This is a genomic window from Streptomyces sp. NPDC042102, from assembly GCF_055582305.1.
The window spans coordinates 165,140-188,066 of the sequence record NZ_JBVJDL010000008.1 but is presented as its reverse complement, the minus strand read 5'-3'; the positions used below and the strand labels follow the sequence as shown (position 1 = coordinate 188,066).

The 22,927-nt window shown below is 73.7% G+C and carries 21 protein-coding genes; 14 read left to right on the top strand and 7 right to left on the bottom strand.

Annotated elements, in window-relative coordinates; genetic code table 11:
* Positions 1 to 28: 28 nt before the first annotated feature.
* Complete coding sequence (locus tag ACZ6KO_RS27735) at positions 29 to 457, bottom strand: pyridoxamine 5'-phosphate oxidase family protein (RefSeq protein ID WP_469306747.1); 429 nt, start codon at positions 455 to 457, stop codon at positions 29 to 31.
* A 135-nt stretch (positions 458 to 592) separates the two neighbouring features.
* Positions 593 to 1,255 carry a response regulator gene (locus ACZ6KO_RS27730; RefSeq protein WP_469306746.1) on the bottom strand — a complete coding sequence of 221 codons (663 nt, stop codon included), beginning with the start codon at positions 1,253 to 1,255 and terminating at the stop codon, positions 593 to 595.
* 335 nt (positions 1,256 to 1,590) lie between these two features.
* Here ACZ6KO_RS27730 and pdhA point away from each other — a divergent pair, with 335 nt between their 5' ends.
* The 5 genes from pdhA (at position 1,591) to ACZ6KO_RS27705 (ending at position 7,259) form a co-directional block, all read left to right on the top strand.
* Positions 1,591 to 2,787 carry a pyruvate dehydrogenase (acetyl-transferring) E1 component subunit alpha gene (pdhA, locus tag ACZ6KO_RS27725; RefSeq protein ID WP_469306745.1) on the top strand — a complete coding sequence of 399 codons (1,197 nt, stop codon included), beginning with the start codon at positions 1,591 to 1,593 and terminating at the stop codon, positions 2,785 to 2,787.
* Positions 2,787 to 3,767 carry an alpha-ketoacid dehydrogenase subunit beta gene (locus ACZ6KO_RS27720; protein WP_469306744.1) on the top strand — a complete coding sequence of 327 codons (981 nt, stop codon included), beginning with the start codon at positions 2,787 to 2,789 and terminating at the stop codon, positions 3,765 to 3,767. The genes pdhA and ACZ6KO_RS27720 overlap by 1 nt, the downstream gene beginning before the upstream one ends.
* Positions 3,768 to 3,798: 31 nt before the next feature.
* On the top strand, positions 3,799 to 5,271 hold the full coding sequence (locus ACZ6KO_RS27715; protein WP_469306778.1) for a dihydrolipoamide acetyltransferase family protein: 1,473 nt from the start codon (positions 3,799 to 3,801) through the stop codon (positions 5,269 to 5,271).
* 161 nt (positions 5,272 to 5,432) lie between these two features.
* Positions 5,433 to 6,392, top strand: a complete 960-nt coding sequence (locus ACZ6KO_RS27710) for a GNAT family N-acetyltransferase (RefSeq protein WP_469306743.1) — start codon at positions 5,433 to 5,435, stop codon at positions 6,390 to 6,392.
* Positions 6,393 to 6,485: 93 nt separating this feature from the next.
* A complete protein-coding gene (locus ACZ6KO_RS27705; RefSeq protein ID WP_469306742.1) occupies positions 6,486 to 7,259 on the top strand; it encodes a hypothetical protein in 774 nt (257 codons plus the stop codon).
* Between the two features lie 36 nt (positions 7,260 to 7,295).
* On the opposite strand, the gene ACZ6KO_RS27700 is transcribed toward ACZ6KO_RS27705, so the two are convergent.
* Entirely contained in the window at positions 7,296 to 7,748 is a 453-nt protein-coding gene (locus ACZ6KO_RS27700; RefSeq protein ID WP_469306741.1) for an ATP-binding protein, read from the bottom strand.
* 207 nt (positions 7,749 to 7,955) lie between these two features.
* Between ACZ6KO_RS27700 and ACZ6KO_RS27695 the strand changes: the two genes are divergently transcribed.
* From ACZ6KO_RS27695 to ACZ6KO_RS27680, 4 genes are all read left to right on the top strand, one after another.
* Entirely contained in the window at positions 7,956 to 8,813 is an 858-nt protein-coding gene (locus ACZ6KO_RS27695) for a DUF5753 domain-containing protein (protein WP_469306740.1), read from the top strand.
* 199 nt (positions 8,814 to 9,012) lie between these two features.
* Positions 9,013 to 9,933: a hypothetical protein gene (locus ACZ6KO_RS27690; RefSeq protein ID WP_469306739.1), complete on the top strand. Its 921-nt coding sequence runs from the start codon at positions 9,013 to 9,015 to the stop codon at positions 9,931 to 9,933.
* A gap of 159 nt (positions 9,934 to 10,092) precedes the next feature.
* Positions 10,093 to 11,997, top strand: coding sequence for a C1 family peptidase (locus ACZ6KO_RS27685; protein ID WP_469306738.1), 1,905 nt, complete (start codon positions 10,093 to 10,095; stop codon positions 11,995 to 11,997).
* Positions 11,998 to 12,016: 19 nt separating this feature from the next.
* Positions 12,017 to 12,331 (top strand): hypothetical protein, encoded by a 315-nt coding sequence (locus ACZ6KO_RS27680; RefSeq protein WP_469306737.1) that lies wholly within the window; start codon positions 12,017 to 12,019, stop codon positions 12,329 to 12,331.
* Between the two features lie 35 nt (positions 12,332 to 12,366).
* Here ACZ6KO_RS27680 and ACZ6KO_RS27675 read toward each other — a convergent pair whose 3' ends face one another.
* Positions 12,367 to 13,539 carry a DUF418 domain-containing protein gene (locus ACZ6KO_RS27675; RefSeq protein WP_469306736.1) on the bottom strand — a complete coding sequence of 391 codons (1,173 nt, stop codon included), beginning with the start codon at positions 13,537 to 13,539 and terminating at the stop codon, positions 12,367 to 12,369.
* 185 nt (positions 13,540 to 13,724) lie between these two features.
* Between ACZ6KO_RS27675 and ACZ6KO_RS27670 the strand changes: the two genes are divergently transcribed.
* Both ACZ6KO_RS27670 and ACZ6KO_RS27665 read left to right on the top strand, forming a co-directional pair.
* Positions 13,725 to 14,366, top strand: coding sequence for a GntR family transcriptional regulator (locus ACZ6KO_RS27670; protein ID WP_469306735.1), 642 nt, complete (start codon positions 13,725 to 13,727; stop codon positions 14,364 to 14,366).
* Positions 14,363 to 15,715, top strand: coding sequence for an MFS transporter (locus ACZ6KO_RS27665; protein WP_469306734.1), 1,353 nt, complete (start codon positions 14,363 to 14,365; stop codon positions 15,713 to 15,715). The genes ACZ6KO_RS27670 and ACZ6KO_RS27665 overlap by 4 nt, the downstream gene beginning before the upstream one ends.
* Positions 15,716 to 15,823: 108 nt before the next feature.
* Here the strand turns inward: ACZ6KO_RS27665 and ACZ6KO_RS27660 are convergent, their stop codons facing one another.
* Positions 15,824 to 16,648, bottom strand: coding sequence for a maleylpyruvate isomerase family mycothiol-dependent enzyme (locus ACZ6KO_RS27660; RefSeq protein ID WP_469306733.1), 825 nt, complete (start codon positions 16,646 to 16,648; stop codon positions 15,824 to 15,826).
* A gap of 139 nt (positions 16,649 to 16,787) precedes the next feature.
* Between ACZ6KO_RS27660 and ACZ6KO_RS27655 the strand changes: the two genes are divergently transcribed.
* The 3 genes from ACZ6KO_RS27655 (at position 16,788) to ACZ6KO_RS27645 (ending at position 20,624) form a co-directional block, all read left to right on the top strand.
* Entirely contained in the window at positions 16,788 to 17,576 is a 789-nt protein-coding gene (locus ACZ6KO_RS27655; protein ID WP_469306732.1) for a carbon-nitrogen family hydrolase, read from the top strand.
* Positions 17,577 to 17,904: 328 nt separating this feature from the next.
* The gene (locus ACZ6KO_RS27650) at positions 17,905 to 18,741 is read left to right on the top strand and encodes a class II glutamine amidotransferase (protein ID WP_469306731.1); all 837 of its coding nucleotides are present in this window, start codon (positions 17,905 to 17,907) and stop codon (positions 18,739 to 18,741) included.
* A 47-nt stretch (positions 18,742 to 18,788) separates the two neighbouring features.
* Positions 18,789 to 20,624, top strand: a complete 1,836-nt coding sequence (locus ACZ6KO_RS27645) for an NHL domain-containing thioredoxin family protein (protein WP_469306730.1) — start codon at positions 18,789 to 18,791, stop codon at positions 20,622 to 20,624.
* Positions 20,625 to 20,715: 91 nt separating this feature from the next.
* Here ACZ6KO_RS27645 and ACZ6KO_RS27640 read toward each other — a convergent pair whose 3' ends face one another.
* On the bottom strand, positions 20,716 to 22,008 hold the full coding sequence (locus ACZ6KO_RS27640; protein WP_469306777.1) for a M18 family aminopeptidase: 1,293 nt from the start codon (positions 22,006 to 22,008) through the stop codon (positions 20,716 to 20,718).
* 113 nt (positions 22,009 to 22,121) lie between these two features.
* The gene (locus tag ACZ6KO_RS27635) at positions 22,122 to 22,880 is read right to left on the bottom strand and encodes a hypothetical protein (protein WP_469306729.1); all 759 of its coding nucleotides are present in this window, start codon (positions 22,878 to 22,880) and stop codon (positions 22,122 to 22,124) included.
* Positions 22,881 to 22,927: the final 47 nt, after the last annotated feature.

Genomic DNA, 22,927 nt, shown 5'->3' with positions numbered 1-22,927 from the left:
GCGCTGTCAGATGGCGTATCCGCGCAGTTCAGAGCATGGGCTGGAACTGCCGTCGGGGATTTTCCGCCGGACTGGGCCGCAGGGCATGGACGGTGACGAACTGCGGTTCGATCCGCATGTGGACCGGGTCGAAAACCTCCCCGTCCACGAAATGCGGAGCGGGGCCGAGAAGTTCGAGTTCGGCGGTGGCCGGCTCCACCGTCCGGGCCGTGCCGGTGAGCTGCACCGACCACAGGTACGGATCGCCGGTGTTGAGGTTGTCGGCCCCGTAGGCGACCACGCTGCCGTCGCAGGCGTCGTGGTAGCCGAAGCCGGCGTGCATGCGCAGCACCACCCGCCCGTCCGCCACGATGTGCCGGGCCGCGGCCAGGAAGGGCAGCGCGCGCATGCTGGTGGCCACCCGGCCGTAGGGCACCTGGCGCAGCAGTTCGAGGGCGTGGAGTTCCTCCGGTGACATGGAACTCACTCTCCGGGACCGGCCCCGTGCGCCGGAAGGGGACCCCGCCCCCCGACGCCAGGACGTTGGTCCCGAATCACCCGGGACGGCCGCCGGCCCGGTCAGCCGCCGACCCCGGTCAGCCGCAAACCCGGGTCAGCCGCGCTTCTCCGCCTGCAGGCGGGCGACGTACGCCGCGGCCTGCGAGCGCCGCTCCATGCCCAGCTTGGACAGCAGGCTGGAGACGTAGTTCTTGATCGTCTTCTCGGCGAGGTGCAGCCGCTCGCCGATCACGCGGTTGGTCAGGCCCTCGCCGATCAGGTCGAGGATCTTGCGCTCCTGCTCGGTGAGGTTGGCGAGCCGGTCGTCACCCCTGCCGTTCTTGCCGTCGCGCAGCCGCTCCAGCACCCGGGCCGTGGCCACGGGGTCCAGCAGCGACTTGCCGTCCGCCACGTCGCGTACGGCCTGGAGCAGCTCGTTCCCCCGGATGGCCTTGAGCACGTACCCGGAGGCCCCCGCCATGATCGCGTCGAACAGCGCCTCGTCGTCGGCGAACGAGGTGAGCATCAGGCACTTGATGTCCTCGTCCTGCGAGCGGACCTCGCGGCAGACCTCGACACCGCTGCCGTCCGGCAGCCGTACGTCGAGGACGGCGACGTCGGGGCGGGTCGCCGGGATGCGGACCAGGGCATCGGCGGCGGTACCGGCCTCGCCGACGATCTCGATGTCCTCTTCGACCGACAAGAGCTCGTAGACCCCTCGGCGCACCACTTCGTGGTCGTCCAGGAGAAATACCTTGATTTTTCCGTCTTCGCGCACGAAGTCATCTTCACACACCCGTTCACACACTCGCCTCTTCCCTGACGCAGTTACCCGGGATAACGTGCCGTTGTTCCGGCCCCCTGCAAGGCTGTGACCAGTGGTTGTTCCCGGTGTGGCGGATTTACTTGGAAATCCAAGCAAAATCCCAGGTCAAACGGGGTTTCGCAGTTATGCGGCGCACTGGGTAACGTGCATTGCGCAGGGCACTCGCCGGGGCGCCTGTCACGCCTGAATCCCGAACGAGTCGCACCCACCCCGTGCGCCCGTAGGGATACGGGCGAGCCGCACTGGTCCCCGGAGAACCCGGGTGCCGGACCGACGGAGGAGCACACGTGACCGTGGAGAGCACTGCCGCGCGCAAGCCGCGACGCAGTAGCGGCACCAAGCGCGCGGCCGGGGCGAGCGCCCGCAAGGCCGCCGCCACCGCGCAGAGTGCCGAGCCCCAGCTCGTACAGCTGCTGACCCCCGAGGGGGACCGGGTCGAGACGGCCGAGAACGCCGAGTTCCGGTCGTACGTCGAGGACATCACCGCCGAGGACCTGCGCGGGCTGTACCGCGACATGGTCCTGACCCGCCGCTTCGACGGCGAGGCGACGGCGCTCCAGCGCCAGGGCGAGCTGGGCCTGTGGGCCTCGCTGCTGGGCCAGGAGGCGGCGCAGATCGGCTCCGGCCGGGCGCTGCGCGACGACGACTACGTCTTCCCGACCTACCGCGAGCACGGCGTCGCCTGGTGCCGCGGGGTCGACCCGACCAATCTGCTGGGCATGTTCCGCGGTGTGAACCACGGTGGCTGGGACCCCAACAGCAACAACTTCCACCTGTACACGATCGTCATCGGTTCGCAGACGCTGCACGCGACCGGCTACGCCATGGGCGTGGCCAAGGACGGCGCCGACTCGGCGGTCATCGCGTACTTCGGCGACGGCGCCTCCAGCCAGGGCGACGTGATGGAGGCCTTCAACTTCTCCGCCGTCTACAACTCGCCCGTGGTGTTCTTCTGCCAGAACAACCAGTGGGCGATCTCCGAGCCCACCGAGCGCCAGATGCGCGTGCCGCTCTACCAGCGCGCCCAGGGCTTCGGCTTCCCCGGCGTCCGCGTCGACGGCAACGACGTCCTGGCCTGCCTGGCCGTGACCCGCTGGGCCCTGGAGCGGGCCCGCCGCGGCGAGGGCCCGACCCTGGTCGAGGCCTTCACGTACCGCATGGGCGCGCACACCACCTCCGACGACCCGACGAAGTACCGGCGGGACGAGGAGCGCGCGGCCTGGGAGGACAAGGACCCGATCCTGCGTCTGAAGGCCCACCTGCTGGCCACCGGCGACGCCGACGAGGCCTTCTTCGAGGAGCTGGAGGCCGAGAGCGAGGCGCTGGGCAAGAGCGTGCGCGAGGTCGTGCGCGCCATGCCCGACCCGGACACCATGGCGATCTTCGAGAACGTGTACGCGGACGGGCACGCGCTCGTCGACGAGGAGCGCGCGCAGTTCGCGGCCTACCTCGCGTCCTTCGAGTCCGAGGCGGAGGGTCACTGATGGCCATCGAGAAGATGTCGATCGCGAAGGCGCTCAACGAGTCGCTGCGCAAGGCCCTGGACACCGACCCCAAGGTCCTGATCATGGGCGAGGACGTCGGCAAGCTGGGCGGTGTCTTCCGCATCACCGACGGCCTGCAGAAGGACTTCGGCGAGGAGCGGGTCATCGACACCCCGCTGGCCGAGTCCGGCATCGTCGGTACGGCGATCGGCCTGGCCCTGCGCGGGTACCGGCCGGTCGTGGAGATCCAGTTCGACGGGTTCGTCTTCCCCGCGTACGACCAGATCGTCACGCAGCTCGCGAAGATGCACGCCCGCGCGCTCGGCAAGATCAAGCTGCCCGTCGTGGTCCGTATCCCGTACGCGGGCGGCATCGGCGCGGTCGAGCACCACAGCGAGTCGCCGGAGGCGCTGTTCGCCCACGTGCCGGGCCTGAAGGTGGTCTCCCCGTCGAACGCCTCGGACGCGTACTGGATGCTCCAGCAGGCGATCCAGAGCGACGACCCGGTGATCTTCTTCGAGCCGAAGCGGCGCTACTGGGACAAGGGCGAGGTGGACGTCGAGGCGATCCCGGACGCCCTGCACACCTCGCGGGTGGCCCGTGAGGGCACCGACCTCACCCTGGCGGCGTACGGCCCGATGGTGAAGGTCTGCCTGGAGGCGGCCGCGGCCGCCGCCGAGGAGGGCAAGTCGGTCGAGGTCGTGGACCTGCGCTCGATGTCCCCGATCGACTTCGACGGCCTGCAGCGGTCGGTCGAGAAGACCCGCCGGCTGGTCGTCGTGCACGAGGCCCCGGTGTTCCTGGGCGTCGGCTCGGAGATCGCCGCCCGCATCACGGAGCGGTGCTTCTACCACCTGGAGGCGCCGGTGCTGCGCGTGGGCGGCTTCCACGCCCCGTACCCGCCGGCCCGCCTGGAGGACGAGTACCTGCCCGGCCTGGACCGGGTGCTCGACGCCGTCGACCGCTCGCTGGCGTTCTGAGGAGAGCCCCGTGACCATCCGCGAATTCAAGATGCCCGATGTGGGCGAGGGCCTCACCGAGGCCGAGATCCTCAAGTGGTACGTCCAGCCGGGCGACACCGTCGAGGACGGCCAGGTCGTCTGCGAGGTCGAGACGGCCAAGGCGGCCGTGGAGCTGCCGATCCCGTTCGACGGCGTGGTGCACGAGCTGCGCTTCGCCGAGGGCACGACGGTCGACGTCGGCCAGGTGATCATCTCGGTGGAGACCGGCGGCGCGTCCGCCGGTGACGCCGCCGCCGTCGCCGCGGCGCCCGCCGCCGCCCCGGCCCCGGCCGCCGCGCCGGTGGCCGCTCCGGTGGCCGAGGAGCCCGTCGCGGCCCGCCAGCCGGTCCTCGTCGGCTACGGCGTCTCGCAGGGCTCGACCAAGCGCCGCCCGCGCAAGGCCGCCCCCGCAGCCGCAGCCGCGGTGGCCGTGCCCGCCGTCCCGGCGGTCGTCCCGGCCGTTCCGGCGGGCCGCAACGGTACGGCCGCGCCCGCCGTGCTGAACGGCAACGGGCACGCGCCCGGGTCCGACGGCGGGCGTCCGCTCGCCAAGCCGCCCGTGCGCAAGCTGGCCAAGGACCTCGGGATCGACCTCGCCTCGGTGGTGCCCACCGGCGACGGCGGTGTCGTGACCCGCGAGGACGTGCACGCCGCGGCCGCCGCGGCGGCCGGCGCCGCCGTTCCCGCCCCGGTGGCGGCGCCCGCCGCGCAGCCCCAGGCCCCCGCGCCCGCCGCGGTCCCGGCCGTGGCCGTGGCCGGGGTGCCCGCCGCCGAGGCCGGTGCCCGCGAGACCCGGATCCCCGTCAAGGGCGTCCGCAAGGTCACCGCGCAGGCGATGGTCGGCTCGGCCTTCACCGCGCCGCACGTCACCGAGTTCATCACCTTCGACGTGACGCGCACGATGAAGCTGGTCCAGGAGCTCAAGGAGGACCCGGACCTCGCCGGCCTGCGGATCAACCCGCTGCTGCTGATCGCCAAGGCGGTCCTGGTGGCCGTCCGCCGCAACCCGGACGTCAACGCGTCCTGGGACGAGGCGGCCCAGGAGATCGTGCTCAAGCACTACGTGAACCTGGGCATCGCGGCGGCCACCCCGCGCGGGCTGATCGTGCCGAACATCAAGGACGCGCACGCCAAGACGCTCCCCGAGCTGTCGACGGCCCTGTCCGAGCTGGTCGCCACGGCCCGCGAGGGCAAGACCTCCCCGGCGGACATGCAGAACGGCACGATCACCATCACCAACGTCGGCGTCTTCGGCGTCGACACCGGTACGCCGATCCTGAACCCCGGCGAGTCCGCGATCCTCGCGGTCGGCGCGATCAAGCTCCAGCCGTGGGTCCACAAGGGCAAGGTCAAGCCGCGCCACGTCACCACGCTGGCGCTGTCCTTCGACCACCGCCTGATCGACGGCGAACTGGGCTCGAAGTTCCTGGCGGACATCGCCGCCGTCCTGGAGCAGCCCCGCCGCCTGATCACCTGGGCGTAAGCACCTCCCGGTACCGCGGCACCCCGGTGCCCCGGCACCTCCCCGAAGGCCCCCGCGCGGCTCCCCCGCACGGGGGCCTTCGGCGTACCCCGGGCCGGACCCGCGCGCCGCGGTACGGAAAATCCCTGGTCACGGGGGGCGGGGGCGGTGATGATCGGCGCATGCGTTTTCGTGCCGCCACTGCGGACCCCCATGACCTCGACCGTGCCACCAGCTACGCGGGCGACGGCCCCGTGCCGGCGCTGCCCGCCGACACGCTCCGCGAGGAGCTCGCCGAGAACCGCTTCCGTCCCGAATGGATCTGGTTCGCGGAGGACGAGGGGACCGGCGAGGTGCTGGCCCGGGCCCTGTGGTGGGGGCGCGCCGACAGCGAGCGGCCGGTCGCGCTCGACTGTCTCCAGGTACGGTCCACCGTGCCCGACCCGGCCGGGCTCGCCGCCGGTCTGCTGGCCGCCGGCCACGCGGCCTTCGGCAACCGCCCGCTGTACAACGTCTCCCTCCCCGCCGGCTGGCGCGAGGACCCGGAGACGGCCGCCGCCGTCCGCTGGCGGCTGGACGCGGCCGCCCGCGTCGGCCTCAGCCGTGAGATCGAGCGGCTGCGCTACGAGTGGACGCCGGCGGCGGGGACCGAAGGGGCCGAGGGGACCGAGCGGCCCGGCGGGCGGCTGGTGTTCCGCGAGGGCACCGACGAGGAGTTCCTCGACGCCTTCGAGCGGCTCTCCGCGGGCAGTCTCGACCAGGCCACGCAGGCGGAACTGCGGACCATGGACGCGGCGCAACTGGCCCGCGAGGACCTCGCGTTCTACCGCGACTGCCCCGGCGAGCGCTCCTGGTGGCGGCTCGCGCACCTGCCCGACGGCACCCTCGCGGGCATGGCCATCCCCTCCCGGACCCCGTACCACCGCAACGTCGGCTACCTCGGCGTCGTACCCGAGCAGCGCGGCCGGGGCCTGATCGACGAGATCCTCGCGCACATCACGCGCTTCCACGCGGCCGAGGGCGCCGACCGGATCACCGCGACCACCGACACGGTCAACCTCCCCATGGCCGCCGCCTTCGACCGCGCCGGGTACGCGGTCACCGAGCACCGCCTGATCATGGAGGAGCCGGGGACCCGCTGAGCCCCGTCCGGGCCCCGTCCGGGCTCCGTCCGGCGGGGAGCTGCCGGGGTTCCGGTGACGCGGTAGCGTGCCCGCCGTGGAAGGGGGGCCGCGGTGTCCATCGCCGAGTTGCAGGTCTACTCCGTCGAGGAGGCGGACGTGTCCGGAGGGGTCTGCGTCGTGCGCTGCGTGGGCGGCGTCGCACGGGCCGGACAGGTGTACGCGGCCGGTGAGCTGAGGGTGGGACTGCGCCGGATCGAACGGTACGGGCGGACGGTCGCCTCCTTCCGCGCCGGGCTCACGGCCACGGTGCACCTGAGCGGGGCGGTGGTCGCGCTGCTCAGCCGGGGCCAGGTGCTGACCTCCGTACCCCCGGACGGGCACGCGCTGGAGGAGCTGGAGGCCTGGCTGGCGGGGGATCCCCCGCTCGCCGACGAACCGCGGCCGGTGCAGCTCAGGGTGCTGGCCGTCGGCCGGATGCAGGACGACCGGCTGCCCGGCGCGGTCCGGCTGCGCTGGGGCCGCGTCGCGTACGCCGCCTGCCTGCGCAGGGCCGCCTGGACGGGCGAGGACCCGCTGGCCGCGGCCGCCGACGAGGCCCACGTGCGCGGCTACCTGATCGACCGGTTCGGACCGGAACCTGATGATCCCCTCAGGGATCCGGCGGCCCTGTGCCGCCGGATGCTGCCGTTGCTGGAGCCGGGCCCGCAGGAGGCGGCTCAGGAGGCGCACGGCTGGCGGGAGCTGCCCAAGGCCCGGATCCGGCACCTGAGGCGGATCAAGAACCTGGTGCCGTGGCTGGTGCTGGTGCGGCCCCACCTGGCGGCGGACGATCCGCTGGGCGCGGCCGTGGACGCGTGGGCGGCGGTCCGCCCGCGGCTGCCGTGAGGGTCCGCCCGCGGCTGCCGGGGCCCTTCCCCGGGCTCAGGGGGTGATCTTGGGCGGATCTTCCGCCCCGGCGTCCGTGATCATGATGGACTCGTCGTCATGACGGTCGTCCAGCGCGAGTTCGGCCCACACCGTCTTGCCCACGCAGCGGTGTTCCGCCCCCCACTGCTTGGCGACGGCGTTCACGATCCGCAGGCCGCGCCCGTAACTCTCGTCCTCGGCCGGGTCCAGGATCTCCGGCCAGCGCTCGCCCCGCGGATCGATCACGGCGATCCGGAACCTGCCGTCCCGGGCGCTGATCTCGACCCGCAGCAGCCGGTCGCGCAGCGAGCCGTGCAGCAGGGCGTTGGTCGTCAGTTCGCTGGTCAGCAGGGCGACGTCGGCGGCGAGTTCGGGATGCCCCCACGCCACGGCCAGCCAGGCGGCGCGGCGCCGGGCGGCCGGGACGGAGTCCTGGCGGGGTGGGTAGGTCCGTACGTCGCGTCGCATCGTGGGGAACCTCCGGGCCGTCAACGGGCGCTGGGGAGTGAGCGGTTCGTCGCCGCCGACCGTAGGAGTCCACGTGATCTTGAGGCAAGCGGGATGGGGAAGATATTCCCCAGATGAGGGACGGTGTGTACTTCCGCTTGCGCCGGAGGCCAGACTGAGGCGATGAACCGCGGTACACGAGAGGGTCAAGGCAACCGGGCCTCAACGGTGTTGGGGCGCCGCCTCGGCGGCAGGCTGCTCCAGCTGCGCGACGCGGCGGGCAGGACGCAGGCGCAGGCGTCCCAGGTGCTGAGCGCCACGTCGACGAAGGTCGTGAAGATGGAGCGCGGCTGGGTCCCCATGCGCGACCCGGACATCCTGGCGCTGTGCACGTTCTACGGCCTGCACGACCGGGCCGCCGTGGCGCCGCTGCTGGAGCTGGCCGGGCTCGACCGCGAACGCCGCAAGGCCAAGGGCTGGTGGCAGCAGGCGCCGGCCGCGGGCGCGTCGGCGGAGTACATCGCGCTGGAGGACGTCGCCACCCGCGTACGGATCTGGCAGCTCGCGCGCGTCCCCGGCCTGCTCCAGACCGCGGCGTACGCGCGCGCCCTGACCCGCGGCGACGGGGCGGGTCAGGGCGCCGAGCCCGAGCCGGACGACGTCGAGCGGCGGGTCGCCGTACGGCTCAAACGGCAGGAGCGGCTGCGTGCGCAGGACCCCCTCCAGCTCCACGCGGTGCTCTGGGAGGGCGCGCTGCGCCAGGAGATCGGCGGCCGGGAGGTGATGGCCGCGCAGCTCGTCCACCTCGCGCGGACGGCGCGGCTGCCGAACGTGCACCTGCAGATCCTGCCCTTCCGGGCGGGCGGACACCCGTGCGCCGGCGGCCCGTTCAGCATCATCTCCTTCGCCCGGCCGGCCGCGCTGGACGTCGTGCACGCCGGGACGGCCGCCGCCACGGCGTGGGTGGAACACGAGGACGACCGCGCCCGCTGCGCCCGCCTCTTCGAGCGTGCCGCCGGCCTGAGCGCGACGCCGGCCGAGTCGCTGGACCTGATCGAGGGCCTCGCGAAGGACCTGGGGGCCTGACCGGAGCGGTCCGGTGACAGTCTGTCGGATCAGCCGCCCGGGGTGACGCGATCCGCCCAGGTCAGCGCCGGGCGTGACCACCGGGTGACGGCGTGTCGGGGACATGATCGGGCGGCCCCGGGTTGCGCGGGCTGGGGCGGTGTCCGTGAGTGGTGGACGGCACGTCCCCTGCCACACCGCTACCGGAACGGAGAGACCGTTGCGCCACCTGACCCGCTACACCGTCCCCGCCGCCCTCACCCTGACCCTCCTCGCCGCGTCCCCCGGCCTGGCGGGCGCCGCCGACGCGCCGGCCCGTCCGGCCGCCCCCGCCGCAGCCTCCGCAGCCCTGGCCGGTCCGGGCGGAGGGAAGGCCATCCCCGGGGTCGAGGACCTGCTGAAGCAGGTGCAGAACCTGGGCGCGCTGGGCGCGGTCCTGGCGCCCGTCACGGATCTGCTGACCGCCGTGCTGAACTCGCCCGACGGCAAGATCCCCGAGGCCGACCTGACCCGGCTGCTCGACGCGGCCAAGGCGGCCGTCGACAAGGTGAAGGCGGCCGTCCCGGCCCCGGTCCCGCCCGTACCGGGGGTGCCGCCGGTCGACCTGCCGGTGGATCCGCCGGCCCTCCCGGTCACCCCGCCCGCGCTGCCCGTCACGCCGCCGGCCCTCCCGGTCCAGGCACCGGCGGCGAACGCCGCGAAGCCGGACGCGGCGGCCCAGCCGGTCGCCGACGCGGCCAAACCCGTCACGGATGCGGCCAAGCCGGTCGCCGACGCGGCCAGTCCCGTCGCCGACGCGGCCAAGCCGGTCGCCGATGCCGCCAAGCCCGTCACCGACGGGGCAGCGGCCAAGCCCGCCGCCGGGGCCCCCAAGCCGCCCGCCGCCCACGGGGCCCCGGCCACCCGCCCGGCGCCCGTGCCGCACAAGCCCGCCGCCGGGCCCGTCGAGGACGCGGTCGCCGCCCTGCTGAAGGCCCTGGACGGCCTGGCCAAGGCCGCCGGGCCCTGCGGCTGCACCGCCGACGCCAAGGCCCAGGCCACCGGCGTGCTGACCGGCCTGGTCAACCTCGTCCTCGCGCTCCTGACCGGCCTGGGCCTGCCGCTGCCCCCGCTCCCGACCCTCCCGCTGCCCGTCCACTGACGCGGCCGGACGTCCGGCCGCCGCCGGGGCGGCCGGATCGCCGCCCCGGCGCTCCCCCCGTGCCCTCGCGCGACCGTGCGGACCCCCTTGACGGCCTCCGCGGGGCGCGGCACGCTCCCGGGCCTCGGAGAAGACATACGGGGCATCTGGGGGGATGGCATGCCGGAAGAGTCTGATCAGCCTGTCCAGTCGGCGGGGGAGCTGCGGGCGTTGCTGGCGGCGCGGGGCGCCCGGTGGTCGGTGAGCGAGCACCTCGCCGACACCGACCCCGTGCCCCGCGCCTCGCTCGGGCTGGAACCCGGCGCGAACCTGACGACCGCGCACGAGGCCGGCACCGTGGACCTGCGGGCCCTCGTAGGGCACGAGAGCGGCAATCCGCACCTGACCCGGCGGCGGGCCGCCCACGGGCTGCTCAGCGCGGGGCGGGCGCCGCTCGCCGCCGGGACCGCCCGGCCCGCCGCCGTCGACTGGCGCAGCCGGTGGGGCTGGCCGTGGATCACCAGGGTCAAGGACCAGAACCCGTGCGGGTCCTGCTGGGCGTTCGGCGCCGCCGGACTCGTCGAGTCGATGGCGCGGATCGAGCACGGCGTGTGGTCGGAGCGTTCCGAGGGCGACGTCCACGACGGGCTGCGGTTCAGCTGCGGCCAGGGCAGCAACCCGGAGACCGCGCTGGACTGGGTGCGCGACAACGGCGGGCTCGCCGACCCGGGCTGCCACCCCTACACGACCCCGCCACCCGGCCTGCCCGCCGACCGCCGGGACGCCTGGCGGGCGGAGTACGTCCCCAGCTGGGACCGCTCCGGGCGCACCGTGCGGATCCGGGACTACGTGCGCCTGGGCGACGTCGAGCAGCAGAAGATGTGGCTGGACACGGTCGGACCGCTCACCGCCTGCTTCGACGTCTACGACGACTTCTTCGCCCTCGGCGCCGGCGTCTACCACCGCACCAGCGACCGGCTCGCGGGCGGCCACTGCGTCCTGATCACCGGCTACGACGACGCCGCCGGCTGCTGGCTGTTCAAGAACTCCTGGGGGCCCGGCTACCACGTCGGCGGCTTCGGCCGGATCGGCTACGGCGAGGCCCGGATCGACCACTGGGCCAAGTGCGGCCTGCGCGGCACCAACGTCGACCCCTGGAGCAAGCGCCGCCTGCACTCCGGGAACGTCTACGAGAGCGGCAACGGCCGCGCGCACCGCAACTTCGAGCTGCTCGCCGCCACCGCCTCCGGCCGGCTCGAACACTGGTGGCGGGAGGGCGACGCGCCCTTCGCCTGGAGCCGCGCCGCCGCCTTCGCGGCCGACGCCTCCGGCCACCCCGCCTTCACCGGCAGCACCTACAACCGCAACATGGAGTCCCTGCACGTCACCCCGGCCGGCCGGATGCGCCACTGGTACTACGAGCAGTCCGCCGGCACCTGGCGCGACGGCGGGCTCTTCGGCCCGGGCGACGCGGCCGTCGGCGCCACCCCCGCCCTCATCCAGAGCGACTACGGCAAGCCCGGCAACTTCGAGGTGGTGGTCCGGACCGCCGACGGTCGCCTGAACCACTGGTGGCGGATCAACGGCTCCCCCTGGACCTGGAACGACGGCGGCCGCTTCGCCTGCGGCATCGCCCACTACGGCCCCGCCCTCGTCCAGACCCGCGCCCGCCACCTCGACGTCGTCGCCACGCGCACCGACGGCCGGATGCAGCTGTGGTGGCGCGACGACCCGAACGGGTTCGTCTGGCGCGAGGGCGAGATCTTCGGGGCCGGCATCACCTCCGCGCCCTGCCTGATCGAGGCCCAGTACGGGGCCGCGGACGAGGACACCGCCGGGAGCTACGAGCTGTGCGCGGTCGGGGCGGGCGGCCGCGTCGAGCACTGGTGGCGCGGCAACGCGCGCGGGGCGCCCTGGCGGCGCAGCACGGTCTTCGGGCACGACGCCCTGGCCGTCACCGGGATGCTCCAGGGCAGTTTCGGGTTCAATCTGGAGGTCGTCGTCCTGCGCACCGACCGGCAGTTGCAGCACTACTGGCGGGACGGCGCCGGCTGGCACGAGGGACCGGTGTTCGGCCCCTCCTGATCCCCGACGGGGGCAGCGCGTGGAAGTACGGGCGATCGCCCTGCGCGCCGGTGAGCCGTACACGCTGCGGCTCACCGGGCGCGGTGCGCGGGGGTACGTGTGGACCTGGCAGGTCGGCGGCGACGCGGACGCGGTCGAGGTCGAGGTCGAGGCCGGCGCGGGCGCCCCGGCGGCGCCGGACGCGCTGCCCGGGGCGGACGTCGAGCTGACGTACGTCGTCCGCGGCCGCCGTCCCGGCGGGCGGGCCCGGATCCGCTTCGCGCAGGTCCGCCCGCCCTACCCGCAGGAGGCGCCGTACGACGAGTTCCTGCTCGACGTGGAGGTCACCCCCTGAGGCCCGACGCGGAGGCCCCCGCCGCCGCCCGGCCCTCACGTACGGCTGAGCGCCCACCGCTGGACGGATTCCAGCGGGCCGTGCGCGAAGCCGCGCAGCCACAGCCGGGAGCCGGCCACCAGGGTCAGGGCGACCGCCGCCCACAGGCCCATCACCCACCAGGGCCCCTGGCCCGCCATCCGCTCGGCCAGGCCCAGCCCGAGGCCGTAGCAGGCGAGCATGCACAGCACGTTCTGCAGGACGTACGCGGACAGTGCGGTGCGGCCCACCGAGGACAGGCCGGTCACCAGCGGCGCGGGCACCCGGAACCGGTCCAGCGCGAAGCCGATCAGGCCGATGTAGCCGAGGGCGACGAGCGGCGCGGCCGCGTAACGGCCCAGCAGGAAGAAGTCCCCGCCGGCGAGCGAGCAGGCGGCGTTCAGCGGGAGGCCGAGGCCCAGGCCCCACACCATCAGGCGCCGGCGGATCAGGAGACCCGCGCCGCCCGCCGCGAAGGCGCCGGCGCGGTGCAGGCGCACGCCGAGCAGGAAGAGGAAGACCAGCAGCCCGAAGGAGAAGACCGGCTCGATGCGCAGCGCGACGGCGTTTTCGAGGCGGAAGAGGATCTGATCGGCCCAGCTGCCGTGGGCGTAGAGGTCGGCGGCGACCGAGGGCTCGTCGGCGTCGCCGCCGCCGGAGCCGCCGGAGCCGGCGAGCACCGCCGTCAGCAGCGTGATCAGCGTCAGGTGCAGGCCCAGCGCCGTCCACATCACCACGCGCCGCGCCCGCTCGGAGCGGGCGAGCAGCCAGGCCACGAGCAGTGCGGTGACGGCGTACCCCATCAGCACGTCCCAGGCGAAGACCAGCACGAAGTGCACGGTGCCTTCGAGGAAGAGGAAGGCCGCCCGGCGCGGGTAGCGGCCGGGCCAGGGCTCGCCGCGCCGGGCGGCGGAGTCGTACTGGATGGCCAGCCCCACCCCGAACAGCAGGGTCAGCAGGGCGAGGAACTTGCCGTCCGCGAGGAAGCGGAAGAGGAACTCGGCGACGTGGGCGGCGGACGGGTCCGCCAGCGGGTCCGCCACCGCGAAATCGCCCTGCAGGACGGCCCACTCCGAGCCCGGTGCCGCGAAGATCCAGACGTTGGTCATGAGGGTGCCGAGGATGGCCGCCCCGCGCAGGACGTCGAGGAGCGGGAGCCGGCCGGAGGGTGCGGTGCCGTGGTTCGCCATGCTTCTCAGCGTCGCGGCGGGCGGGGGCCGATGCGTCCTGCCGGTGGACGAACGCCGCGTACACCCTTCGATGCAGTCGCCGGCGGGGGTGGGAGGAGGCGCCCGCGGTCCGGCGCCCCCGCCCCGTGATCTCGGATGGCGAGACACCGCCCGGCTTGCACCTGTGTTGTATCTATGCTGTGCCCATGCCAGCGACCCCACCCGCCGCCGACCGCGTCTACCGGCACATCAAGCAGGGCGTCCTCGACCGCCGTTACGAGGGCGGCACGCTCCTCACCGAGGGCGAGGTCGCCGAGGCCGTCGGCGTCTCCCGGACCCCCGTGCGCGAGGCGCTGCTGCGCCTGGAGACGGAGGGGCTGATCCGGCTCTACCCCAAGAAGGGCGCGCTGGTCCTGCCCGTCTCGGCGCAGGAGATCGCGGACGTCGTCGAGACCCGGCTGCTGGTCGAGGAGTTCACCGTGCGCCGGGCCGTCCCGGCGCCGCCCGCGCTGATCGGGCGGCTGGAGGAGAGCCTGCGCGCGCAGGAGCGGTACGCGGACCGCGGCGACCTGGCGGCCTTCGCCGCCGAGGACCGCTGCTTCCACGCCGAGATCGTCCGGCACGCCGGCAACCAGATCCTCTCCCGCCTGTACGACCAGCTGCGCGACCGGCAGCTGCGGATGGGCGTCGCGGTCATGCACGCCCACCCGGACCGTGTCGCGCAGAACCTCGTCGAGCACCGCGAGATCCTGGCGGCGCTGCGGGCCGGCGACGGCGACCGGGCGGCCGCCCGGGTCCGGGCGCACCTGGGCCGGGTCCAGAGCCTGGTCCGCGGGGACGCCCGGTGAGCGGCACCCCCGCCGGCCCGCCCGCCCCTGCCGGCCCCGCCGGCCCGTCCGCCCCCGAACCGCCCGGCGGGCGCGTGGCGATCGCCGTCTGGGGCATCGGCGTCGCCGTGTACTTCGTCGCCGTCATCTTCCGCACCAGCCTGGGCGTGGCCGGCCTCGACGCGGCCGACCGCTTCCACGTCAACGCGGCCGCCCTGAGCACGTTCTCGCTGCTGCAACTGCTCGTCTACGCCGGCATGCAGGTCCCGGTGGGCCTGATGGTCGACCGGCTCGGCACGAAGAAGGTCCTGACCCTCGGCGCGGTCCTCTTCACGGCCGGCCAGATCGGCTTCGCGCTGTCCCCCTCGTACGGCATGGCACTGGCCGCGCGGGCGCTGCTGGGCTGCGGCGACGCGATGACGTTCATCTCGGTGCTGCGGCTGGGCACCCGCTGGTTCCCGGTCCGGCGCCAGCCCCTGATGGCGCAGCTGGCCGGGCTCGCGGGCATGGCGGGCAACCTGGTCTCCACGCTGGTCCTCGCGCCGGTCCTGCACGAGGTCGGCTGGGTCGCGGCGTTCGCGGGCAGCGCGGTGGCGGGCCTGGTCGTCCTGGTCCCGCTGACGCTGTTCCTGCGCGACCACCCCGAGGGGCACGCGCCGCCGCCCGTGCCGCGCGGGGGCCTCGCCTTCGTCCGTACGCAGATCGCGCGGTCCTGGCGGGAGCCGGGGACCCGGCTCGGGCTGTGGGTGCACTTCACGACGCAGTTCCCGGCGATGGTCTTCCTGCTGCTGTGGGGCATGCCGTTCCTGGTCGAGGACCAGGGGCTGGCGCGGGGCACGGCCGGCGGGCTGCTGACGCTGGTGGTCGCCGCGAACATGGGCTTCGGGCTGCTCTACGGCCAGATCGTGGGCCGGTACGCCGCCGCGCGGATCCCGCTCGCGCTGGGCACGGTCGGCGCGACCGCCCTGCTGTGGGCGGCGGTCCTGGCCCACCCGGGCGCCCGCGCCCCGATGTGGCTGCTCGTCACCCTGTGCGTGGTCCTGGGCACCTGCGGGCCCGCCTCGATGATCGGCTTCGACTTCGCACGCCCGGCCAACCCGCCGTCCCGGCAGGGCACCGCCTCCGGGATCACGAACATGGGCGGCTTCCTCGCCTCGATGACGACGCTGCTGGCGGTGGGCGTCCTGCTCGACGCCACCGGCGACGACTACCGGATCGCGTTCTCGTCGGTCTTCGTCCTCGAAGCCCTCGGCGTCACCCAGATCCTGCGGCTGCGCGGCCGCGCCCTGCGCCGCGAACGCGAACGGGCCGGCGCGGCCGTCCGCGGGACGGGACGGACCCCCGTCCCTTCCCGTGCCGCGCGGACGTGACCGTGCCGGTACCGCGGTACGCACGAGCCTACGAACGGCCTGCCGGCCCCGGCTGTGCCGGGCGTGCAGGAATCCCCGGCATTCCGTGCACCGCGCGCCCGCCCTGGTTTACGGGGTGACCGAGAACGCGCCCAGGATGGCGTCGGCGAGCTCCGGGTCGCCCTCGGTCTTGACCCGGTCGGCGACCGCGTGCGGGCGGACCCGGCCGGCCGCCAGGCGGACGTACGTCTCCCAGTCCATCACCAGGGTCACCGCCGGGCCCAGGGACGGGGTCGAGCCGAGGGTGCCGCGGCCCTCGGCGTCCACCCGGACCGTCCGCATGAACTCCAGCGGGCCGTGGACGTCGAGCACGATCGCCGAGTTCGCCGGCGCCCCCGCCTTCTTGGCGACCACCTTGGGCAGCCCCGCCAGCAGGATGTCGCGGGCCACGTGCGCGCCGGGGGAGTCCAGGTTGCCCGGTGCGCCCAGCGCGGTGCGCAGGTCCTGCTCGTGGATCCAGACGTCGAACGCGCGCAGCCGCAGCGCGTGTTCCAGCGTCACCTGGTCGCCCAGCGGACCGCGTACGGTGGTCGACGGATCCCGCTTCTCGTTGCGCAGCTGCCGCGCGCGCCGGATGACTGTGTACTCCAGCTCGGAGGTCATCTCGGGGGCGGTGTGGTGCCGCCGGACGTCGACCTGCACCTCCATGTACCGCGTGAACTCGTCCACCACGTGCCGCAGGTCGCGGGGCAGGGTGTGGATCGGGCGCGGGTCCCCCAGCATCTCGCACTCGATACCGATGACGTGGGACACCACATCACGGACCGACCAGCCGGGGCACGGCGTCGCCCGGTTCCACTCGCCCTCCGTCAACGGCAGGACCAGTTCGGATATCGCCTCGATGGAGTGGGTCCACGCATCGGCATAGGGCTGAAGGCTGGGATGGACGGTCAACGGGACCCCTCGCGTGCAGTTCAGTGGCGCGTTGTGGACTTGATTTCCAAAGCTACGCTGCCGATGAGCACCCCGGCAGTGCTTTCGTGTGACGATCGTAGGCCCGAGTTGTCGGCTTGAACGCCAGGACGGTGGTACCGTGCGCGCCTCCCTCATCCAAATCGCTGTCCACGACGGCGAATCGGTGGTTTCCCGCCGTTCGCGCGTCGCGGAACTCGTCCGCGAGCAGAGCGACAGCGACCTCGTCGTCCTGCCCGAGCTGTGGCCGGTGGGCGCGTTCGCGTACGAGCTGTTCGAGACCGAGGCCGAGCCGCTGGACGGCCCCACGCGCGAGGTGATGGCCAAGGCGGCGCGCGACGCCGGCGTCTGGCTGCACGCCGGCTCGATCGTGGAGCGCGCGGGCGACGGCTCGCTCTACAACACCACCCTGGTGCTCTCCCCCGAGGGCGAGCTCGCGGCCACCTACCGCAAGGTCCACCGGTTCGGCTTCGACCAGGGCGAGGCGGTGATGATGGCCGCGGGTGACTCCCTGACGACGGTCGAGCTGCCCGAGCAGACCCTGGGCCTGGCCACCTGCTACGACCTGCGCTTCCCGGAGCTCTTCCGCGGCCTGGTCGACGTCGGCGCCACCACCCTGGTGATCGCGGCGGGCTGGCCCGCCCGCCGCCGCGAGCACTGGACCCTGCTCAGCCGGGCGCGCGCCGTCGAGGACCAGGCGTACGTCCTGGCCTGCTGCACGGCGGGCACCCACGCGGGCGTGGAGCAGGCCGGCCACAGCCTGGTGGTGGACCCCTGGGGCGAGGTCCTGGCCGAGGCCGGGGCGGGCGAGGAGGTCCTGACGGTGGAACTCGACCCGGCGAAGGTGGCCGAGACCCGCGAGCAGTTCCCGGCCCTGAAGGACCGCATGCTGGGCCTCCGCCACGGCTAGGCCGTCTCTTCCGGATCTTGCTCCCCCAGCTACCGCTGGGAGGTGCCCCCAGACCCGCGCCGCCCGGCACCGCACCTCGCCGCGTTGTCGAGGCACCCGAGGACGTCCAGTAATCGGGAGCCTCTCCGCCTTGCGATGCACGGCACCGGACGACGCGGGCTTAACCGGCAAGATCCGAAAGAGACGGCCTAGCGCCGGGCGTACCCGTGCGGACCGCCGCGTGTCACGTGCCACGTGCCGCGTGGCGGGCGGCGGGGGCCAGGGCGAAAATGGGAGGGCCGTGCCCGTGCGTCGCGGCCGTGCGACGCGCCCTTCGAGGTGATCGCCCATGTGCCGCTGGCTCGCTTACTCGGGAACCCCGCTGCTGATCGAAACGATCCTCTACAAACCGGCCCACTCGCTGATCGACCAGAGCCTGCACTCCCGGATGGGTGTGGAGACGACGAACGGTGACGGGTTCGGCATCGGCTGGTATCCGGAGCAGCCCTCGGACACGCCGGCGATCCTCAAGGAGATCGGCCCCGCCTGGAACAACCGCAACCTGCGGGAGATCGCCGACCACGTGCGCTCCCCGCTGTTCTTCGCCCACATCCGGGCGTCGACCGGTTCGGCGGTGCAGCAGACGAACTGTCACCCCTTCCGGTACGGCCGCTGGCTGTTCATGCACAACGGCGCCATCGCCGACTTCCACCTCTTCCGGCGCGATCTGGTCCTGCTCATCGACCCCGAGCTCTACCCGCACGTCGAGGGGACGACGGACTCGGAGGTGATGTTCCACCTCGCGCTGACCTTCGGCCTGGAGGACGACCCGCCGGCGGCGGTGGCGAGGATGGCGGGCGTGGTGGAGGCCGCGGGCCGCGCGCACGGGGTGGAGTTCCCGCTCCAGATGACGCTCGCCATCAGCGACGGCGTACGCCTGTGGGGCTTCCGCTACTCCAGCCAGGGCACGTCGCGGTCGCTGTTCTACAGCAGCCGCGTCGACACCCTGCGCAAGCTGTACCCCGACATGCCCTTCCTCCAGGAGGTCTCCGAAGACACCCGCCTCGTGGTCTCGGAACCCCTGGGCGACCTCCCGGGCGCCTGGAACGAGGTCCCGGAGAGCACGTACGGCATCGTCCAGCCGGGCCACGACGAACTCTTCGACTTCAGCCCCCGGGCGGCCTGACGCACGGGCGTGATCCGGCGTTCACGGGCGGATGGCAAGCTTGAAGCATGAACGATGCCGCCCCGGCGCCCACCCCCGCGCCCGCGCCCGCGCCCCGACGACGTGCCCGTGTCCGTGCCCCCGAGCTGATCGGCAAGGGCGGCTGGCTGAACACCGGGGGCGAGGAACTCAGCCTCGCGGCGTTGCGCGGGCGCATTGTGATCCTGGATTTCTGGACCTTCTGCTGCATCAACTGCCTGCACGTCCTCGACGAGTTGCGGGAGCTGGAGGAGAAGCACCGCGACACCGTGGTGATGATCGGGGTGCACTCGCCGAAGTTCGTGCACGAGGCCGAGCACGCCGCCGTCGTCGACGCCGTCGAGCGGTACGAGGTCCACCACCCGGTGCTCGACGATCCCGAGCTCGCGACCTGGAAGCAGTACGCCGTGCGGGCCTGGCCCACGCTCGTCGTGATCGACCCCGAGGGGTACGTCGTCGCGCAGCACGCCGGCGAGGGGCACGCGCACGCCATCGCGCGGCTCGTCGAGGAGCTGGAGGCCGAGCACGAGGCCAAGGGGACGCTGCGGCGCGGGGACGGGCCGTACGTGGCGCCGGAGCCGGTGGCGAGCGACCTGCGGTTCCCGGGCAAGGCGGTCGTCCTCGGCAACGGGAACGTCCTGGTGTCCGACTCGACCCGGCACCAGCTCGTCGAACTCGCCCCCGACGGCGAGAGCGTCGTGCGCCGGATCGGCAGCGGCACCCGCGGATTCGGGCCGGACGCGTTCAGCGAGCCGCAGGGGCTGGCGCTGCTGCCCGACGGGAAGGTCGTGGTCGCGGACACCGTCAACCACGCGCTGCGGGTCCTGGACCCGGAGACCGGCGTCGTGGAGACCGTCGCCGGGACCGGGCGGCAGTGGTGGCAGGGCTCGCCCACGTCCGGGCCGGCCCTGGAGGTGGACCTGTCCTCGCCGTGGGACGTGGCGTGGTGGCAGGGCAAGGTGTGGATCGCCATGGCCGGCGTGCACCAGCTGTGGACCTGGGACCCGGAGGCCGGGACGGTCCAGGTGGCGGCCGGGACGACCAACGAGGGGCTGCACGACGGGCCCGCGGCCGAGGCCTGGTTCGCGCAGCCGTCGGGGCTGGCGGCGGCCGGGGACCGGCTGTGGATCGCCGACTCCGAGACCTCCGCGCTGCGCTGGATCGACACCGACGGGGTCGTTCACACCGCCGTCGGTTCGGGCCTGTTCGACTTCGGGCACCGGGACGGGGACGCCGGGCAGGCGCTGTTGCAGCACCCGTTGGGCGTCACCGCCCTGCCGGACGGCTCGGTCGCGGTCTGCGACACGTACAACCACGCGCTGCGCCGCTACGATCCCGCCACCGGCGAGGTCAGCACGCTGGCGACGGACCTGCGCGAGCCCAGCGCCGCCGTGCTGGCCGGGGACGACATCGTCGTCGTGGAGTCGGCACGGCACCGGCTGACCCGGCTGCGGCTGCCGGAGGAGGCGGTACGGGTGGAGTCGGTCGCCCACCGCACGCAGCGGGCGGCGACCGAGGTCGCGCCCGGGCGGCTGCGCCTGGACGTGGTCTTCCAGGCGCCCGCCGGGCAGAAGCTGGACACCCGGTACGGGCCCTCCACGCGGCTGCTGGTCTCCGCCACGCCGCCGGAGCTGCTGGCGGCGGGCGAGGGCGCGGGCACGGACCTGTCCCGGGACCTGGTCCTCGCGGACGGCGTGACCGAAGGCGTGCTGCACGTGTCGGCGATGGCGGCCTCCTGCGACGACGACCCCGCCAACGAATATCCGGCGTGCCACGTCCACCAGCAGGACTGGGGCGTCCCGGTGCGGGTCACCGCCGGGGGCGCGGCCCGCCTGCCGCTGGTCCTGGCCGGTATGGACGAGTAGGTGAGCAGGCGAGCAGGCGAGTAGCGGCCGAGGGCCCCGTCCCCGATGGGGGCGGGGCCCTTCGCTCCGCGTGCGCGTGGCCGCCGGCGGCTCAGTCCTCCAGGAAGGCCACGAGCGCGTTCGCCAGCAGGTACGGGTCGTCCGCCCCGCACAGCTCGCGCGCGCTGTGCATCGACAGGATCGCCACGCCGATGTCGACGGTCTGGATGCCGTGCCGCGCCGCCGTGATGGGGCCGATCGTCGTGCCGCAGGGCATCGAGTTGTTGGAGACGAACGTCTGCCACGGCACCCCGGCGCGCTCGCACGCCGCCGCGAACACCGCGCGCCCGCTGCCGTCCGTCGCGTAGCGCTGGTTGACGTTGACCTTCAGGATCGGGCCGCCGTTGGCACGCGGGTGGTGCGAAGGGTCGTGCCGCTCCGCGTAGTTGGGGTGCACGGCGTGGCCGGTGTCGGAGGACAGGCACACGGTGCCCGCGAACGCGCGGGCGCGGTCCTCGTAGGTGCCGCCGCGGGCGAAGACGGATCGTTCCAGCACGTTGCCCAGGAGCGGGCCGTCGGCGCCGGTGTCCGACTGCGAGCCGTTCTCCTCGTGGTCGAAGGCGGCCAGGACCGGGATGTGGTCCAGCGTGCCGGCGGCCGAGACGGCGGCGAGCGCCGCGACGCCGGCGTGCACCGAGATCAGGTTGTCCATGCGCGGGCCGGCCACCAGCTCGCGGTCGCGGCCGAGGTAGGACGGCGGCTCGATGGAGTGCACCATCAGGTCCCAGCCGGCCACCGACCCGGCGGGCAGGCCCTCTTCCTCCTCCAGGAACGCGATCAGGTCGCCCTCCTGGACCTCGCCCAGGCCCCAGATGGGCTGCATGTGGCGCTGCTTGTCGAGCTTGAGCCCGTCGGTGTTGACCTGCCGGTCGAGGTGGACGGCGAGCTGGGGCACGCGCAGCAGCGCGCGGTCCACGTTGACCAGCCGCTCGCTGCCGTCGGTCAGCGTCAGCCGGCCGGCCAGGCCCAGGTCGCGGTCCAGCCAGGTGTTGAGCAGGGTCCCGCCGTAGATCTCGACGGCGATCTGCCGCCAGCCCTGCGAGCCGGTGTCGGGCAGCGGCTTGACACGCAGGTTGGGGGAGTCGGTGTGGGCGCCGACGATGCGGAAGGGGGTGTGCGCGGCGGCGCCCTCCGGCACGTACCAGGCGATGATCGCGCCGCCGCGGAGCACGAATTTGCCCCCCGCGCTCGCGTCCCAGGCGTCCGTTTCCGAGACCTGCCTGAATCCGGCCTTCTCCAGCCGCTCCGCCGCGTTCGCGACGGCGTGGTACGGCGATGGGCTGGCCGCCAGGAAGGTCATCAGATCGTCGGTGTGGCCGCGGTCGAAGCGGGCGGGAGAGCTCATGTGGTTCACCTTAACGACGGTCGTGTTCGCCATGGCCGGACTGTGGCGGATAGCCGACGACAGCCGAGGGCCCAGAGCGCGCGGTAACGGTGGCACCACGGTCTCGGCCGGGCTCAGCCCGGCGGTCGCTCGAAACGGCGCTGCAGCTGCCGCCGCTCGCCCCGGCGGATGCGCGGGAGCATCTCGGGGGTCTGCGGAGAGCGCTGCGCGCGCCTCTTGCGTCCGGCGCAGAAGATACAGGCCTCTCCCGGCGGAGCATCAGGATCGATCGGCGCGCCGGGATGTTCGGCGCATCCCGATGCGTTGCGCGGCCGGGACAGTTCGCGGGCCACGATGAAGGCCTGGTGCACATCGTCGGCGATCCGGACGAAGTCCTCGTCGGGTGAGGTGAGGGACAAGTGGAACCGCTGCTCGTCGACCGTGCGCAGGTAGGCGCGCAGCATTGCGAGCGTGTACGGGCCGGGCGGGACCGGATAGCCGAGCCGCCGCTGCTGCCCGGCCGGCACCGCCGGGCCCGGCCCGCCCTGCCCGGCCGGCCCGCCGCCCTGCGTCCGGCGGGCCAGGCGTCTGCGGTCGTTGCAGATCAGGCAGCGGCCCCAGCCCTCGGGCGCCTCGGGGTCGAGGGCGCCGTTGGGGTGCTCGGGGCAGCCCGTGTAGCTCTTGGCGGGGGCCAGCCCGGCGGCGGTCTGGAAGGCCGCGTACAGCGCGTCGGTGATCGGCTCGTACTCGGTGGGGTGGGCGCCCTCGTACAGCTCCCCGACCTGGTCACCGAGCGTGCCCAGGTTGGCCTGCAGCTCCCTGAGGGCGTACGGCCGCCCGGTGGGGACGCTGTACCCCCTGCCGGTGCCGTGCGGCTTTTCCTGTCGACTCATGCCTACGAGCGTGCCACGAACCACCGACATCCGGGGAACCGGCGGCC

Coding starts and splice junctions, on each gene's coding strand:
- ACZ6KO_RS27685 (WP_469306738.1), top strand. CDS start 10,093: ATGCCGGAAGAGTCTGATCAGCCTGTCCAGTCGGCGGGGGAGCTGCGG.
- ACZ6KO_RS27670 (WP_469306735.1), top strand. CDS start 13,725: ATGCCAGCGACCCCACCCGCCGCCGACCGCGTCTACCGGCACATCAAG.
- ACZ6KO_RS27715 (WP_469306778.1), top strand. CDS start 3,799: ATGCCCGATGTGGGCGAGGGCCTCACCGAGGCCGAGATCCTCAAGTGG.
- ACZ6KO_RS27640 (WP_469306777.1), bottom strand. CDS start 22,008: ATGAGCTCTCCCGCCCGCTTCGACCGCGGCCACACCGACGATCTGATG.
- ACZ6KO_RS27675 (WP_469306736.1), bottom strand. CDS start 13,539: ATGGCGAACCACGGCACCGCACCCTCCGGCCGGCTCCCGCTCCTCGAC.
- ACZ6KO_RS27720 (WP_469306744.1), top strand. CDS start 2,787: ATGGCCATCGAGAAGATGTCGATCGCGAAGGCGCTCAACGAGTCGCTG.
- ACZ6KO_RS27650 (WP_469306731.1), top strand. CDS start 17,905: ATGTGCCGCTGGCTCGCTTACTCGGGAACCCCGCTGCTGATCGAAACG.
- ACZ6KO_RS27735 (WP_469306747.1), bottom strand. CDS start 457: ATGTCACCGGAGGAACTCCACGCCCTCGAACTGCTGCGCCAGGTGCCC.
- ACZ6KO_RS27645 (WP_469306730.1), top strand. CDS start 18,789: ATGAACGATGCCGCCCCGGCGCCCACCCCCGCGCCCGCGCCCGCGCCC.
- ACZ6KO_RS27700 (WP_469306741.1), bottom strand. CDS start 7,748: ATGCGACGCGACGTACGGACCTACCCACCCCGCCAGGACTCCGTCCCG.
- ACZ6KO_RS27635 (WP_469306729.1), bottom strand. CDS start 22,880: ATGAGTCGACAGGAAAAGCCGCACGGCACCGGCAGGGGGTACAGCGTC.
- ACZ6KO_RS27710 (WP_469306743.1), top strand. CDS start 5,433: ATGCGTTTTCGTGCCGCCACTGCGGACCCCCATGACCTCGACCGTGCC.